Origin of the sequence: Pseudomonas sp. NY15437 (genome assembly GCF_048068435.1) — a bacterium.
Classification (GTDB): domain Bacteria; phylum Pseudomonadota; class Gammaproteobacteria; order Pseudomonadales; family Pseudomonadaceae; genus Pseudomonas; species Pseudomonas nitroreducens_B.
This window is the reverse complement of sequence record NZ_JBLUQC010000021.1, coordinates 1-15,858: the sequence shown is the minus strand read 5'-3', so window position 1 is coordinate 15,858 and position 15,858 is coordinate 1. Positions and strand designations below refer to the sequence as shown.

Here is a 15,858-nt window from a genome sequence, read left to right as displayed (position 1 = left end):
GGGGCAATGGGTAACAACCAGTTGACCGCGGGCGGCGAAAGCCGGTTCCAGCGGTCAAGTCTTGCGCGGCAGTGCGCCACTACCATCGAGGCTCAGGTATCCGTCCACGCCCGTGCGGCCCGCACCCTGCGGCTCACTCCTTGAGAGAAGAGGAATAACAACAATGAGCGCATCACAACTCAAACCCACGCTTGGCACGCTTCACCTCTGGGGCCTCGCCGTGGGCCTGGTGATCTCCGGCGAGTACTTCGGCTGGAGCTATGGCTGGGCCGCCGCCGGCACCCTGGGCTTTCTCGTCACCACGTTGATCGTCGCGGTGATGTATACCTGCTTCATCTTCAGCTACACCGAGCTGACCACCGCCATTCCCCACGCCGGCGGGCCCTTCGCCTATAGCCTGCGGGCCTTCGGCAAGACCGGCGGGATGATCGCCGGCATCGCCACGCTGATCGAATTCGTCTTCGCCCCGCCGGCCATCGCCATGGCCATCGGCGCCTACCTCAACGTGCAGTTCCCCGGCCTCGACCCGCGCTGGGCGGCCACGGGCGCCTACATTATCTTCATGACGCTGAACATCCTGGGCGTCAGCATCGCCGCCACCTTCGAGCTGGTGGTGACCGTGCTGGCGGTCGCCGAGCTGCTGGTGTTCATGGGCGTGGTGGCGCCGGGCTTCAGCTTCAGCAACTTCGTGCTCAACGGCTGGGCCGGCTCGGATGTCTTCGGCTCCACCGCGATGGCCGGCATCTTCGCCGCCATCCCGTTCGCCATCTGGTTCTTCCTCGCCATCGAGGGCGCGGCCATGGCGGCGGAAGAAGCGAAAGACCCGAAACGCACCATCCCGCGTGCCTACATCGCCGGCATCCTGACCCTGGTCACCCTGGCCATCGGCGTGATGATCTTCGCCGGCGGCGTGGGCGACTGGCGCGCCCTGTCGAACATCAACGACCCGCTGCCGCAGGCGATGAAGGCCGTGGTGGGCAACAACTCCACCTGGATGCACATGCTGGTGTGGATAGGCCTGTTCGGCCTGGTAGCCAGCTTCCACGGCATCATCCTGGGTTACTCGCGGCAGTTCTTCGCCCTGGCGCGCGCCGGCTTCCTGCCGCGCAGCCTGGCCAAGCTGTCGCGCTTCCAGACCCCGCACCGCGCCATCCTCGCCGGCGGCGCCGTGGGCATCGCGGCGATCTTCAGCGACAGCCTGATCAGCCTGCAGGGCATGACCCTGACCGCGGCGATGATCACCATGAGCGTGTTCGGCGCCATCGTCATGTACATCATGAGCATGTTCAGCCTGTTCAAGCTGCGCCGCAGCGAACCTCAACTCGAGCGCAGCTTCCGCGCGCCGGGCTACCCGGTGGTGCCGGGCATCGCGCTGGCCCTGGCGCTGGTCTGCCTGGCCGCGATGCTCTGGTTCAACAGCGTGATCGCCTCGGTGTTCCTGGTGCTGATGATCGGCGGCTGCTCCATCTGCAGCATCGTCATCAGCCTCAATCGCGGCACCGATGCCTCGTTCGCCAGCCAAGGTTGAGGAGTAGCGCCATGTCCGGATTCGTCCACAGCGTCGGTGGCCAGACCTGGCGATTCGACAGCCTACGCGAGGTGATGGCCAAGGCCAGCCCGGCGCGCTCCGGCGACCGCCTTGCCGGGGTCGCCGCCGGCAGCGATGCCGAGCGCGTCGCCGCGCAGATGGCGCTGGCCGACATTCCGCTCAAGCGCTTCCTCGACGAGGCGCTGATCCCCTACGAGAGCGATGAAGTCACCCGCCTGATCATCGACACCCACGACCGCCAGGCCTTCGCGCCGGTCAGCCACCTCACGGTGGGCGGCCTGCGCGACTGGCTGCTCGGCGAGGCCGCCGACGAAACCAGCCTGCGCGCCCTGGCGCCCGGGCTGACGCCGGAAATGGCAGCGGCGGTATCGAAGATCATGCGCGTGCAGGACCTGGTGCTGGTCGCGCAGAAGATCCGCGTGGTCACGCGCTTTCGCAACACCATGGGCCTGCGCGGGCGCATGTCCACGCGGCTGCAACCCAACCACCCCACGGACGACCCGGCCGGCATCGCCGCCAGCGTGCTCGACGGCCTGCTCTACGGCAACGGCGACGCCATGCTCGGCATCAACCCGGCGACCGACAGCCTGCAATCGATCTGCACCCTGCTGGAAATGCTCGACGCGATCATCCAGCGCTACGAGATCCCCACCCAGTCCTGCGTGCTCACCCACGTCACCAGCTCCATCGAAGCGATCAACCGTGGCGCGCCGCTGGACCTGGTGTTCCAGTCCATCGCCGGCACCGAAGCGGCCAACGCCAGCTTCGGCGTGAGCCTGTCGATCCTCCAGGAAGGCTACGAGGCCGGCCTGTCGCAAAAGCGCGGCACGCTGGGCGACAACCTCATGTACTTCGAGACCGGCCAGGGCAGCGCGCTGTCGGCCAATGCCCACCACGGCGTCGACCAGCAGACCTGCGAGACCCGTGCCTACGCGGTGGCACGGCACTTCAAACCGTTCCTGGTGAACACCGTGGTCGGATTCATCGGCCCCGAATACCTGTACAACGGCAAGCAGATCATCCGCGCGGGCCTCGAAGACCACTTCTGCGCCAAGCTGCTCGGCGTGCCCATGGGCTGCGACATCTGCTACACCAACCACGCCGAGGCCGACCAGGACGACATGGACATGCTCCTGACCTTGCTGGGCGTGGCCGGCATCAACTTCATCATGGGCATCCCCGGCTCCGACGACGTGATGCTCAATTACCAGACCACCTCCTTCCACGATGCGCTCTACGCGCGGCAGACGCTGGGCCTGCGGCCGGCGCCGGAGTTCGAGGAGTGGCTGGCGCGCATGGAAATCCTCCGCCAGCAGGACGGCCGGGTGCAGATGGCCAGCCAACTGCCCGGCGCCTTCCGTCATGCGCTCGCGCAACTGTCCTGAGTGGAGGAGTCTTCGATGAGCGATAGTTTCACCCCCAACCCCTGGCAAGAACTGCGCCGCCTCACTGCGGCGCGCATCGCCCTGGGCCGCGCCGGCACCAGCCTGCCGACCCACGCCCAACTGGACTTCCAGTTCGCCCACGCCCAGGCGCGCGACGCCGTGCACCTGCCCTTCGACCGCGACGGGCTCGCCGCGCAACTGGCCGAACGCGGCCGCGAGACCCTGCTGCTGCACAGCGCCGCCGCGGACCGCGACATTTACCTGCAACGCCCGGACCTGGGCCGCCGGCTGGACGAGGCGTCGGCAGACCTCCTGCGCCGCCACGCCGACCGTCATCCGCAGGGCTACGACCTGGCCGTGGTGATTGCCGACGGGCTCTCCTCGCTGGCCGTGCAGCGCCACAGCCTGCCCTTCCTCGAACGCATGGAGGAGCAGGCGCGCAACGAAGGCTGGAGCCTGTCGCCGGTGGCGCTGGTGCAGCAGGGCCGGGTCGCGGTGGCCGACGAGGTGGCCGAGTTGCTGCGGGCGAAGATGGTGGTGATCCTGATCGGCGAACGCCCCGGGCTGTCCTCGCCGGACAGCCTGGGCCTGTACTTCACCTGGGCGCCGAAGGTCGGCCTGAACGATGCCTACCGCAACTGCATCTCCAACGTACGCCTGGAAGGCCTGAGCTATGGCCTCGCCACGCACCGGCTGCTGTACCTGATGCGCGAAGCGTGCCGCCGGCAGCTGTCGGGGGTGAACCTGAAGGACGAAGCAGAATTGCCGACCCTGGAGGGCGAGCGCGCAGGTGTGCATGGCAACTTCCTCATCAGCAGCTGAGCCCGGCCGCGCCGCACCGCCCGCCGCGTGAACGCGACCACATGCCGCGCAGCGGGCGGCCGTCTTTAAGAATCGTCTTAAATCGCCCTCGCCATTCATCGCGATAAAAACCACGCCATCAAGGACCGTGCCCGGCGCACGAAAGCAAGCGCCAGCGCCCGGCGCTTCATGACGATGGCGAGACGATGGATTCATCCAGGACTCAATGGCACGCTCCGGCCCCCCTCCGGCGCATTCAGCAAGGTTTCACCCTGATCGAGGCGATGGTGACCATCGCGATCCTGGCGATCCTGCTGGGCATCGCGGTGCCCTCCTTCGACCTGCTGATCAATCGCAACCGCGCGCAGAGCACCGGCAAGCAATTGATTGCGGTGCTGCAGTATGCCCGCGCCCAGGCGCAGATCGGGCACCAGCCGGTACGGGTGACGCCGCAGAGCAGCGGCGACTGGACCTCGGAGCTGAGCGTCGGTCGGCTGCGCGGCGGCGACCTGCAGGGCCACCGGGAGATCGAGTTGCGCAGGACCCGGCTCGACGAGTCCGGCCAGGTGCTCATCACCCAGGAGCCGGCCGCTACTCGAGCAAGATCTGCCTGCAGCGCGGCGGAGCGGCGCTGCCATGCGACTGACCCGCCGACCCCAGGCTGCCCAGCGGGGCTTCTACCTGATCGAGGTCATGGTGGCGGTGATGCTCACCAGCGTCGCCCTACTCGGCCTGCTGGCCCTGCAGAGCCGCAGCATCGCCTACAGCCACGACAGTCAGCAGCGGCAGAATGCCCTCCTGCTCGCCGCCGACCTCGCCCGCAGCATCCAGGCCAATCGCACAGCGCTGGTCAGCAAGGGCAAGGTCAGTGCCGACGCGGCCTACCTGGTTCCGGCCGGCAGCAGCTTTCCCAGCCTCGGCAGCGGCCAGGGCTGCGCCACCAGCGGCCTGGGCAAGGCCGACCGGGCCCGGCGCGAACTGGCCTGCTGGGTCGAACAGGTGCGCCTGAAGCTCAACACCGACGACGCGCTGTTGAGCGAAAACACCTTCATCTGCCCCAGCCGCGACGGCAAGACCTGCGACGGTGCCTCGCGCCAGCCGCTGCTGCTGATCCAGTTGGCCTGGCACAGCCGCAATTGCCAGGCCGGCAGCCCGACCACCGCCGACGATGACGACGCAGCCTGCCTTTCCGGCAGCGATGCCGGCGGCGTCGAACGCTACCGACTGAGCTTCCAGCCATGACTGCGCATCGTCAGACCGGCCTGTCCCTGATCGAGCTGATGGTCGCCATTGCGCTGGGCGTGATGGTGCTGCTGGGCGTGCTGCAGATCTACCTGTCGGGCAGCGATCACGCCGCCTTCAACCACGCCCAGCAGCAGAACCAGGCCAACGCACGCTTCATCCTCGACCTGCTGCAGCGCGAGAGCGGACAGGCCGGCTACAGCGCCTGGGTGCGCCACGCCAGCGATGCCGATGAGCAGCAGTACGACTTCGTCATCGACCGCGAGGGGCCCTTCCCGGCCCTGACCGACACCGCCACCGGCTGCACCTTCGGCGCCGGCAAGGTGGCCAGCCTGGACACCGGTGGCCGCGGCCTGTGCCTGCGCCACCAGCGCCCCCAGCGCAGCGATGCGCAGGTACACCAGGATTGCACCGGCGCCTCGCTCTACAGCGATGACGATGCGGGCAATCCAGCGGTATTGGTCAGCCACCTGCGCCTGGTCGACGGCGAGCTGCTGTGCAAGACCAACAACGCCTTGTCCGCCGGCGAAGTCGCCCTTGCCGACGGGATCCACGACCTGATGTTTGCGGTCGGTTCGACCAACCAGATCCGCGTCGGCCTGGTGCTCGGCTCCAGCCGCGCGCTGCTGCCCGAAAACTGCACCTATCAGGACCCGCTGAACCCCGCGACCACCAGGAGCACCGGTGCACGAGGCCTGTGCAGCGCCTTTGCGCAGACGCTCTACCTGAGGAACCAGCCATGAACCGGCAACGTGGCCAGACCCTGCTGATCGCCCTGCTCATGCTGCTGGCGCTGAGCATCCTGACCCTGGGCAACCTGCGCAGCGGCTTGCTGCTGGACAACAGCCTGGCCGAGTCGAGGGACTACCAGGCGGCGCTGGGCGGCGCCGAGTCGGCGATCAGCGAAGCACTCAACCGTACCCGCTACAGCCCGACGATGGCCGTGGGCGAGGCCGCCACCTGCATCAGCACCGCGCAGAGCCAGCAACAGATACTGCTGTGCGACCGACTCTGGCTCGAACCCGACAATGCCGCCAGCAGCGCACTGCTGACACGGGCGCGCACCTACAAAGGCAACGACCTGGCCAACCCCGACCAATTGGCGGAACTGAGCAGCGCGCCGCGCTGGTACGTCGCCGCGCAATGCGAGAGCCGCTCCTCCAGCGCCATGGCCGACTGCCTGGCGGGCAACGGCACCTTGTTGCTGCAGATGAACGCCCTGTCCACCGGCATCACCGACCAGGCCCTGGTCCGACTACAGGAGTACGCCCGTGTCCAGCGCTGACCCGTTCCGCCCGCCGCTCCGTCTCGCCGCGCTGGCCGGCCTGGCGATTCTGCTCACCGGCACGGAAGTGCACGGCGCCGTCCCCAGCCAGGCGCCGCTGTTCCTGGTGGAGGGCGTCTCGCCCAACCTGATCGTCACCCTCGACGACTCCGGCAGCATGACCAGCGCCTACACCCCGGATGGCATGAGCTCCTACACCATCGCCAACCGTTCCACCGCCTACAACCCGATGTACTACAACCCCGACATCACCTACGAGGCGCCGTGGAAGGTCAGCGTCAGCGGCGGCCGGATCGTCAGCGAGCGTTACGCCACCTCGTTCGACAAGGCCTACTACGACGGCTTCCTCACCAACCAGACCGGCACCGTCGACCTGAACCGCTATACCGGCAACGGCTACAGCCAGAACGCGACCCAGGCGGTCAACAGCACCGACAGCTACCGGCGCTACGCCCACTACTACCAGTTCGACGCGTCCTGCCCGCACGCGCGCAACGTTGCGACCAGCACCCTCAGCGCCGTGCAGAACTGCGCGGCAGACTCGTCCTACACCAGCGCCAGTGCCTGCACCCGCACCTGCTTCACCCCGCACTGGGTCACCACGGCGGAGGAGAAGCAGAACTACGCCAACTGGTTTTCCTTCTACCGTACCCGCCAGCTCGCCACCCGCACCGCCGCCAACCTGGCGCTGTTCGATCTGCCCGAGCACATCCGGGTGACCTGGCAGGCACTCAACAGCTGCTACAACACCAACTTCAGCATGAGCTCCACGGTCTGCGGCAACCAGACCCTCGCGGCCTTCACCGGTCAGCACAAGGCCGACTTCTTCAACTTCACCAGCCGCCTCGCCGCCAGTGGCGGCACCCCGCTGGGCACGGCGCAGAACCGGGTCAACAACTACCTGGGCAACACCACCGCCTATAACCCCTATGCCCGCGCGCCGGGCAGCCCCCGCGACGTGAAGACCGAATACGCCTGCCGGCCCAGCTACCACCTGCTGATGACCGATGGCTTCGGCGACGGTGCAGGCGGCGGCAACGCCGACGGCACCGCGCGAACCCTGCCCGACGGCACCGCCTTCGCTGCGAAGGCGCCGTACCAGGACAAATGGTCGAATACCCTGGCCGACAACATCTTCCTCGGTTGGGCCACCGATGCCCGTCCCGACCTGGAAAACAAGGTTCCACCGCGCTTTCGCGACGGCAACGACTACTGGAACCCGAAGAACGACCCGGCCACCTGGCAGCACATCACCACCTACACCGTGGGCCTTGGGCTCGGCCCGACCCTGAAGTACCTGCAGTGGGATGGCGACACCTATTCCGGCTCCTACCCGCAACTGCTCGACGGCACCCGGAGCTGGCCCAACCCGAGCGCCAGCACCAACCTCGATGGCATGACCGTCACCGCCAACGAGGGCAAGGTGGCCGCGCTCTGGCACGGCGCGCTGAACTCCCGTGGCGAGTTCTTCAGCGCCGACTCCACCAGCGAACTGGTGAAAGCCTTCCAGTCCATCGTCAGCAGCATCTCCAGCAACCAGCTGGCGGTAGCCGCCGCCGGCGCAAGCTCGACTTCGCTGAGCACCGACACCCACCTCTATCGAGCCAGCTACCAACCCACCGACTGGAGCGGCGACCTCCTGCAGTACCGCTTGGACGCCCAGGGCAATGCCCAGGCGAACTCCGCGCTGTCGTTCCGCAACCAGCTCGACCAGCGTTCACCGGCCAGCCGCAGCCTCTACACCAATACCGCACCGGAAAGCACCAGCGGCCACCTGCAGCCCTTCACCTGGGGCAACCTCGCTGCCGCGCAGCAGGAGCTGCTCAACCGCGCGCCGGGTACCCAGCGCGAGGACCACCTGGGAGAGAAGCGTGTCGCCTGGCTGCGCGGCGATCGCAGCGACGAAGGCGACACCTTCCGCGCCCGCAACCACCTGCTGGGCGACATCATCTACTCCTCCCCCACGGTCGTCGGCCCGCCGTCCGCCGTCACCTACTACCTGGAAAAGGCCTCCGGTGCGACCGGCTATGACGCCTTCCGGCAGGCCAATGCCGACCGCGAGCGGCGCATTTACGTCGGCGCCAACGACGGCATGCTGCACGCCTTCGACGAGACCGGCCGGGAGCGCTGGGCCTTCATTCCCGCCGCCGTGTTCGGACAGCTCAACTATCTCTCCGACACGCGCTACGCGGCGCGCTCGGAAGAGGAAAACACCAACAGCCTGCACCGCTTCTACGTCGACGGCAGCGCCGTTACCCGCGATGTGCCCATCGACGGCAGCTGGCACACCGTGCTGGTTATGGCACCCGGACGCGGCGGGCGCGGCCTGTTCGCCCTGGACATCACCAACGCCGACCAGCCCCGCCTGCTCTGGGAGTACTCGGGCAGCGCCAGCAGCGAAAACGGCAAGGACATCGAGTTCGGCTACATACTCGACAGGCCGGTGATCACCATCTCCAACGGTGAGGCCTACGTGCTCACCGGCAATGGCTATGACACCGCCAAGGGCTACTCGCTATCGATCCGCCTGGAAGACGGGCGCATCAGCGCTGCCAGCCAGTCCGCCGCCGGCGACGGCGAGGTGGGCAGCACGGTCGCCTGGACCCGCGCCGACAGCCCCGGCGAACTTGCCCAGCGCTACTACGGCAGCCTGCAGGGCCAGCTCTACCGGCAGGCGGGCCTCGACGTCGCCTCCAGCCTGCTCTCCAGCATCCCGGCCAACCGCAACCAGCCGCTCAGCGCCGCCGCCGAGGTCACCCAGCACCCACGCGGCGGGCAACTGGTGATAGCCGGCACGGGCAAGTACTTCGAGGGCGGCGACAAGGAAGGCCCCGTCCGCCGGCAGTCTCTTTACGGCTTCTGGGACCAGACGGATTACCTCGCCCACATCGATGGCGCCGGCGCGCCGGCCCCCTTGACCGGGCTCGCCGACCTCCAGGCCCAGACCCTGACCCGGGCCACCGTCACCCACAGCGCCGGCAGCAGCGAGGTGCGCCAACTGAGCAGCACCCCCATCGCCTGGGACAACAGCGGCAAGCGTGGCGTCGGCATCCGCGGCTGGTACTTCGACCTGGCCGAGGGCGAGATGATCCTCGACCAGCCGTTCATGCTCGGCGACGTTCTGTTCGTCACCGTCGGCCAGCCCAGCGCCGACCCCTGCAATGCCGGCATCACCTACTGGCTGCTGGCGGTGAACCCCAAGACCGGCGGGGCGCTGGACTTCAACGTGTTCGACCTGGTGGGCGACGGCTCCTTCAGCGAAACCGCCAGCGGCGTGCGCATCGACGGCCCGGTGACGCGCATCGGCGACAGCCTCTACACCCCCGACGGGAGCCGCCTGCCCGTGCAATTGTTCGACCCGGTGAATCAGGGCCGCTTCAACTGGCGGATCATGAACTACAACCTGCCCGTGAGTTACCCATGAAAGCCCTGCCCCGTCGCCCCACGCCGCGCCTCATGAAAACCGGCGGCTTCACCCTGGTCGAACTGATGGTGGTGGTTTCCATCCTGGCCCTGCTCGCCGGCATCGCCATTCCCAGCTACCGGCAGTTCGTGCTTCGCGCCAACCGCAGTGAGGCCCAGACCCTGCTGCGCGATGCCGCCGCCCAACAGGAACGCTACCTGGCGCAATACAGCAGATACACCGACGATCCCACGAAGCTGGCGTTCACCTACCCACTCACGGCGGACGGCAAACGCCTCTCGACGCACCAGCTGTACGAGCTGGCCGCCGAACATCCCGACGGCGATACCCGCCGTTACCGGCTGACCGCTCAGCGACGGGGCGCCCAGTTGCGCGACCCGGACTGCGGCGACCTCACCCTGGACGAGCGCGGCACCCGCGGCGTCAGCGTGGGAAGCGTCGACAGCTGCTGGCGCTGATCAAACGCTCGCTTGGATTGCGCTTTCAACAATTTCTGGTGCAGCATCGGACCAATGGCTATTCGCTGGCATAGCCCCTGCATCGCCATTCCAGCCCATTCACCTCCCGCCGAGGCCCGCTTATGCGCATCGTGCAAGCCACGCTCGACCACCTCGATCTGCTCGCGCCGCTGTTCGTCAAATATCGCGAGTTCTACGGCATGCTCCCCTACCCCGAATCCTCGCGAAAATTCCTCGAAAAGCGCCTGCGCCGCAAGGAATCGGTGATCTACCTCGCCCTGCCCGATGACGACGACGGCAAGCTGCTGGGCTTCTGCCAGCTCTACCCGAGCTTCTCCTCGCTGTCGCTCAAGCGCGTGTGGATCCTCAACGACATCTACGTCGCCGAAGAGGCGCGCCGCCAACTGGTCGCCGACCACCTGCTGCAGACCGCCCGGCAGATGGCCCGCGAAACCCAGGCCGTGCGCATGCGCGTGTCCACCAGCGTGAACAACGAAGTGGCGCAGAAGGTCTACGAGTCCATCGGCTTCCGCGAGGACAGCGAGTTCAAGAACTACATCCTGCCGATCAGCGACGACCTCAACTGAGATCGCGCGCAGCCCGCTGGCATCGGCGGGCCCGGCGCATTAAAGTGCCATCAGCGGACTTGTCGCGGCCTCCGCTTGAAGGGACCCCATGCGTATTTCCCTGCTCGTTCTGCGCACCGCCTGCCTCAGCCTCGCCTTCCTGGGCGCCATCGCCCAGGCGCAAACCCTGCGCGTCGCCACCCTGGAGTGGGCGCCCTACGTCGGTAGCGACCTGCCGGGCAACGGGCTGGCCAGCCGTATCCTCACCGAAGCCCTGGCCCTCAATGGCGACAAGGCCGAACTGGTATTCCTGCCCTGGCAGCGGGCCCTCAACGAAACCCGCGAAGGCCGCTTCGACGCCCTGATGCCGGCCTACCTGTCGCCGGACCGCAGCCAGGACTTCTACACCTCCATGCCACTGCTGGACTCCCAGCTCGGCTTCTTCCGCCGCCGCGACCGCGCGCTGCCGATCAACCCTCGCGACCTCGATACCCTGCGCCCCTATCGCATCGGCGTGGTGCGCGGCTACGTCAACCAGGAAGGCTTCGACGCCGCCGACTTCCTCAACAAGGACGTGGTCAGCAGCGACTGGCAGAACCTGGAAAAACTCCTGCGCGGGCGCATCGACCTGGCCGTGGTGGACCGCTACACCGGCTACCAGTTGCTCAGCCAGAACGCCCCGGCGCTGCGCGAGCAACTGGAGTTCGTCGACCCGCCGCTGGAGGTGAAGCCGCTCTACGTGCTGGTGCCCAGGAAGCTCGCCGAAGGCGAAGCTCTCGCCGCCAGCCTCGACCGCGGCCTGCGCACCCTGCGCCGCAGCGGCCGCCTGCAGCAGCTGATCGCCGAGGCACGCCTGGAAACCGCGCTGAACAGCCGCGAAGTCGCCGCGCACCCGCTGGCCGAGCAACCTCCGGCGGCCGGCGAGCAGCATGGCGCTGCGCTGTCGCCCAGGGCCACCCCCGAGCTGCTCAGCTGGCAGGCGAGCCTGCTGTAAGGCCATGCGGCGCGCTGCGGCGGCCATTTGTCACAAAGCATTGCGGCGTTCGCAGCGACATGATTTTCACGCAGAAGCTGTAATATCCTGCCGCGGGACTCCCGTCGCAGGATACGACGGAGCGCGCCCCCGGCAGCCAAGCCGAGCCCTATAATGGCCGGCCCGGCCGTTCCTCTCGTTGTCATACAGGCTTCTCATGGAATTCAACCCGATCGACCTGATTCTCCACCTCGACAGCTACCTGTCGCTGGCGGTGGCCAACTATGGCACCTGGATCTACGCCATCCTCTTCCTGGTGATCTTCTGCGAAACCGGCCTGGTGGTGACGCCCTTCCTGCCGGGCGACTCCCTGCTCTTCATCGCCGGCGCCATCTGCGCCACCGGCGGCATGGACCCGTGGATGCTCGGCGGCCTGCTGCTGCTCGCGGCCATCAGCGGCGACAGCACCAACTACGTGATCGGCCGAACCCTGGGCAAACGCCTGTTCAGCAACCCGAACTCCAAGGTCTTCCGCCGCGACTACCTCGACCAGACCCACGCCTTCTACGAACGCCACGGCGGCAAGACCGTGACCCTGGCGCGCTTCCTGCCCATCGTCCGCACCTTCGCGCCCTTCGTCGCCGGCATGGCCTACATGCCCTATGCGCGCTTCCTGTTCTTCAGCGTGGCCGGCAGCATCGCCTGGGTCGGCGGCCTGGTCACCCTGGGCTTCTTCTTCGGCAACGTGCCGTTCATCAAGCAGAACCTGTCGGTCATGATCATCGGCATCATCGCCTTCTCCCTGCTGCCCATGGTGATCGGTTTCATCCGCCACAAGCTGCGCCCCGCCGCCAAGGCCCAGCCCGGCGAGCGCTGATCCGCCCATGTGGTCCTTCAGCGCCTGGCGCCGCCGGCGCTTCCTTGCCCGCCACCCGCTCGACGCCCAACTGTGGGCGCAGGTGCGCCGCAGCCTGCCGATCCTCGACGGGCTGAGCGACGAGGAACTGCACCGGCTAGGCGAACGGGCGCTGCTGTTCCTGCGCGACAAGCGCCTCACACCGCTGCCCGGCATCGAGCTGGACGACTACCGCCGCCTGCTGCTGGCCGTCCAGGCCGAGTTGCCGCTGCTGCACCTGCCCGACCTCAACTGGTACGGCGGCTTCCATGAACTGGTCCTCTACCCCGACGACTTCGTCAGCCCGCAGAAGCACCGCGACCCGGCCGGCGTCATGCACGAATTCGACGACGAGCGCGCCGGCGAAACTTCCCTGCAAGGCCCGGTGATCCTCGCCTGGCCCGGCGTGGAAAGCGGCGGCGGCTGGGATGCCTACAACCTGGTGATCCACGAGCTGGCGCACAAGCTCGACATGCTCAACGGCGACGCCAACGGCCTGCCGCCGCTGCACCGCAGCATGCGCGTCAGCGACTGGGCCGCCGCCATGCAGGCCGCCTACGACGACCTCAATCGCCAGCTCGACCACGACCCGCAAGCCCACACCGCCATCGACCCGTACGCCGCCGAGAATCCCGCGGAGTTCTTCGCCGTCACCAGCGAGTACTTCTTTACCGCTCCGGACCTCCTTCAGGCGGCCTATCCCAAAGTCTATGAACAGCTTTCGCTGTTCTACCGGCAAGATCCGCTCTCGCGCCTGCAGCGGCTTCAGGCCGAGCACCCCGAATATCAGGAAACTCAGGCGCACTAGGCGATGTCTGTGGCTTGGCCACGGCAATCTGCCTATAATCCGCCGCACTTTTTCGGCCCGACCACTATCTGGAGTCGTCCATGAGCTACAGCAGCATCCCGGCTGGCAAAGACCTGCCGAACGACATTTACGTCGCCATCGAGATCCCGGCCAACCACGCGCCGATCAAGTACGAAATCGACAAGGACACCGACTGCCTGTTCGTCGACCGTTTCATGGCCACCCCGATGTTCTACCCGGCCAACTACGGCTTCATCCCCAACACCCTGGCTGACGACGGTGACCCCCTGGACGTGCTGGTCGTGACCCCGTACCCGGTCGCGCCGGGCTCCGTGATCCGCGCCCGTCCGGTGGGCGTGCTGAACATGAGCGACGAAGCCGGCGGCGACGCCAAGCTGATCGCCGTGCCGCACGACAAGCTGACCGTCCTGTACAAGGACGTGAAGGAATACACCGACCTGCCGGCCCTGCTGCTGGAGCAGATCAAGCACTTCTTCGAGAACTACAAGGATCTCGAGAAGGGCAAGTGGGTCAAGGTCGAAGGCTGGGGCGACGCCGCCCAGGCTCACGACTACATCACCAAGGCCGTCGCCGCCTTCCAGGCCAAGTGATGGTCGCGGGCTGACCCCGCCACGAAGAAGCCCCGCCTGCGCGGGGCTTTTTTATGACCGGGATTAGGCTTTTCGTCCCGACTTTGCTACCATCTGCGCCCCGCACGCAGCCCGCTGCGTTGCCACAGAATCAAGGCGGTCCGCCCTACCAGAAGTAAGGTTGGACCACCCCCTGAAAGCCGGCCACAAGCCGGCTTTTTTAATGCTCGCGATTTGCCTGTGCGCGCGCCGCGGAACACCCGCGCAGACCGCTCGCCGGCCAATGCGCCGCGCTCATGCGTCAGGCATAAGATCGAACTGATTCCCCGCCGGTTCGCTGCCATGACACGCCCCTCGCTCCCCCTGCTCCCCCTGCTCGCCCTGCTCGCCCTGCTGCTCGCAGCCCCGATGCTCACCCCTGGGCAAGCGAACGCCTGGACGCTGGCCAAGGACAAGGACGGCGTGCAGGTCTACCTCAGCCAGGTGCCCGGCTCGCGCTACAAGAGCTTCCGTGGCGTCACCCTGGTGAAGGCCGACGTCGCCACCCTCGGCCACCTGCAGGAAAACCTGCGCGTCTCCTGCGCCTGGCTCTATGCCTGCGCCCAGATGCGCCTGCTCAACTACAGCGACGAGGCCATCTGGGTCTACCTCGACACCAAACTCCCCTGGCCCGCCGCCCCGCGCGACCTGGTACTGAAGGTGAGCACCGAGCAAACCCCGGACGGCGGCATGATCCGCCACCTCCAGGCCGCGCCGGACTACATCCCCCCGACCAGGGACCGCATCCGCGTCCCCGCGCTCACCGGCACCTGGCAGATGATCCCCAAGGGCCCGACGCTCACCGAAGTCACCTACGAAATGCGCGGCGAACCCGGCGGCAGCGTGCCGTCGTGGCTGGCGAACCAGTTCGTGGTGGATGCACCGTTCGAGTCGCTGCGGATGCTCAAGATCGTGGCGGAGCATCAGGGCAGCCGCGACGGCGGCTATTAGAAACAAAAGAGCAGGTTGATTTTCTTTAACTCGTAACCTGACTAACCAAGCTGCTTTAGAGCAAGAAGATTCGCCGACTCCTTTTCACTCCAATTCGCTGCGTATGCTAACGGCGAGAGGACTTAGGGCAGCGCTTCAGGAATTCGAATTTTCGTATAACCGCGTCCGCCCGCACCAGAACTTGGGTAGTTGGACGCCGTGGGAGGTTTGGCGCGGGATCGATCCCTATCGGCGAATAGCAAAACGCATGAATGGTTTGAAGGCTGGGATGGTTTACTAGGCGGCTCCTTCTTGGACGGAGAGGTGCTCTTAGGTTTGCGCATGCAGACAATCACTTGTCATGGGGTGGCAAATTCGGCTGCGCGCCCAGCAAGAAAGGCGGGAAATTTGAGACCGCGAAAGAAAAATCAGCGAAAAACACGAACGGAACGGCAACGCAGCAGAAATTCGAGCAGAAAACTCAAACTCTATCCCACCCGAAGACGGGATAATCTTTTAGACACTTGGGCGGACAGATAGGAATTTGCATTTATTTTTTTGCACGAAATACATAATTCTTCAACATCAATAACAATGCAACAGTCGACATGATCGCACCACCTCTAATAGAATCTTTAGCAGATTTCACAACAACATCATAAAACACGATATCACTCCCTTTTGCAGCAGCAGACACATACGTCCCTACAATCATTGCCAAAAACAACAAAATAACACAAATAAAAAAACACTTAACAATAAATATGATTACGTTTTTAATCATTTCTTTTTCTCTATGACCTGAATCGCCCCGGCTTTCCTAGACACTTTCCAAGCTCTGGAAATAGCGTTTCTCAAACTCCACTGGCGATAGCTGCATAGCGCTGCTGTGCCGGCGTTTGGGGTTATAAAA

The 15,858-nt window shown here is 65.9% G+C and carries 15 protein-coding genes and 1 pseudogene; 15 read left to right on the top strand and 1 reads right to left on the bottom strand.

What is annotated here, in order from left to right; translation table 11 throughout:
- The first annotated feature begins 163 nt into the window (after nt 1-163).
- The 15 genes and pseudogenes from eat (at nt 164) to ACNFIA_RS29565 (ending at nt 14,966) form a co-directional block, all read left to right on the top strand.
- Nucleotides 164-1,528 carry an ethanolamine permease gene (gene eat, locus ACNFIA_RS29635; RefSeq protein WP_416790646.1) on the top strand — a complete coding sequence of 455 codons (1,365 nt, stop codon included), beginning with the start codon at nt 164-166 and terminating at the stop codon, nt 1,526-1,528.
- Between the two features lie 11 nt (nt 1,529-1,539).
- On the top strand, nt 1,540-2,934 hold the full coding sequence (locus ACNFIA_RS29630; RefSeq protein WP_416790644.1) for an ethanolamine ammonia-lyase subunit EutB: 1,395 nt from the start codon (nt 1,540-1,542) through the stop codon (nt 2,932-2,934).
- Nucleotides 2,935-2,949: 15 nt separating this feature from the next.
- On the top strand, nt 2,950-3,756 hold the full coding sequence (eutC, locus tag ACNFIA_RS29625; RefSeq protein ID WP_416790643.1) for an ethanolamine ammonia-lyase subunit EutC: 807 nt from the start codon (nt 2,950-2,952) through the stop codon (nt 3,754-3,756).
- 185 nt (nt 3,757-3,941) lie between these two features.
- A pseudogene (locus ACNFIA_RS29620) lies at nt 3,942-4,256 on the top strand (pilus assembly FimT family protein); the annotation flags it as partial.
- Nucleotides 4,257-4,371: 115 nt separating this feature from the next.
- Nucleotides 4,372-4,977, top strand: a complete 606-nt coding sequence (pilV, locus tag ACNFIA_RS29615; protein ID WP_416790642.1) for a type IV pilus modification protein PilV — start codon at nt 4,372-4,374, stop codon at nt 4,975-4,977.
- A complete protein-coding gene (locus ACNFIA_RS29610; protein ID WP_416790641.1) occupies nt 4,974-5,720 on the top strand; it encodes a PilW family protein in 747 nt (248 codons plus the stop codon). The genes pilV and ACNFIA_RS29610 overlap by 4 nt, the downstream gene beginning before the upstream one ends.
- A complete protein-coding gene (locus ACNFIA_RS29605; protein ID WP_416790639.1) occupies nt 5,717-6,262 on the top strand; it encodes a hypothetical protein in 546 nt (181 codons plus the stop codon). Before ACNFIA_RS29610 ends, ACNFIA_RS29605 begins: the two co-directional genes overlap by 4 nt.
- A complete protein-coding gene (locus ACNFIA_RS29600) occupies nt 6,249-9,686 on the top strand; it encodes a pilus assembly protein (protein WP_416790637.1) in 3,438 nt (1,145 codons plus the stop codon). The genes ACNFIA_RS29605 and ACNFIA_RS29600 overlap by 14 nt, the downstream gene beginning before the upstream one ends.
- Entirely contained in the window at nt 9,683-10,144 is a 462-nt protein-coding gene (locus ACNFIA_RS29595) for a type IV pilin protein (protein ID WP_416790636.1), read from the top strand. The genes ACNFIA_RS29600 and ACNFIA_RS29595 overlap by 4 nt, the downstream gene beginning before the upstream one ends.
- A 122-nt stretch (nt 10,145-10,266) precedes the next feature.
- Nucleotides 10,267-10,731, top strand: a complete 465-nt coding sequence (locus ACNFIA_RS29590) for a GNAT family N-acetyltransferase (protein ID WP_017521716.1) — start codon at nt 10,267-10,269, stop codon at nt 10,729-10,731.
- A gap of 88 nt (nt 10,732-10,819) precedes the next feature.
- Complete coding sequence (locus ACNFIA_RS29585; protein WP_416790634.1) at nt 10,820-11,704, top strand: substrate-binding periplasmic protein; 885 nt, start codon at nt 10,820-10,822, stop codon at nt 11,702-11,704.
- A gap of 196 nt (nt 11,705-11,900) precedes the next feature.
- Nucleotides 11,901-12,560 carry a DedA family protein gene (locus tag ACNFIA_RS29580; protein WP_259759181.1) on the top strand — a complete coding sequence of 220 codons (660 nt, stop codon included), beginning with the start codon at nt 11,901-11,903 and terminating at the stop codon, nt 12,558-12,560.
- 7 nt (nt 12,561-12,567) lie between these two features.
- Nucleotides 12,568-13,386 (top strand): zinc-dependent peptidase, encoded by an 819-nt coding sequence (locus tag ACNFIA_RS29575; RefSeq protein ID WP_416790633.1) that lies wholly within the window; start codon nt 12,568-12,570, stop codon nt 13,384-13,386.
- Nucleotides 13,387-13,466: 80 nt separating this feature from the next.
- Nucleotides 13,467-13,997 (top strand): inorganic diphosphatase, encoded by a 531-nt coding sequence (ppa, locus tag ACNFIA_RS29570; protein WP_017521720.1) that lies wholly within the window; start codon nt 13,467-13,469, stop codon nt 13,995-13,997.
- Between the two features lie 321 nt (nt 13,998-14,318).
- A complete protein-coding gene (locus ACNFIA_RS29565) occupies nt 14,319-14,966 on the top strand; it encodes an START domain-containing protein (RefSeq protein WP_416790632.1) in 648 nt (215 codons plus the stop codon).
- 529 nt (nt 14,967-15,495) lie between these two features.
- On the opposite strand, the gene ACNFIA_RS29560 is transcribed toward ACNFIA_RS29565, so the two are convergent.
- Nucleotides 15,496-15,729, bottom strand: coding sequence for a hypothetical protein (locus ACNFIA_RS29560; protein WP_416790630.1), 234 nt, complete (start codon nt 15,727-15,729; stop codon nt 15,496-15,498).
- Nucleotides 15,730-15,858: the final 129 nt, after the last annotated feature.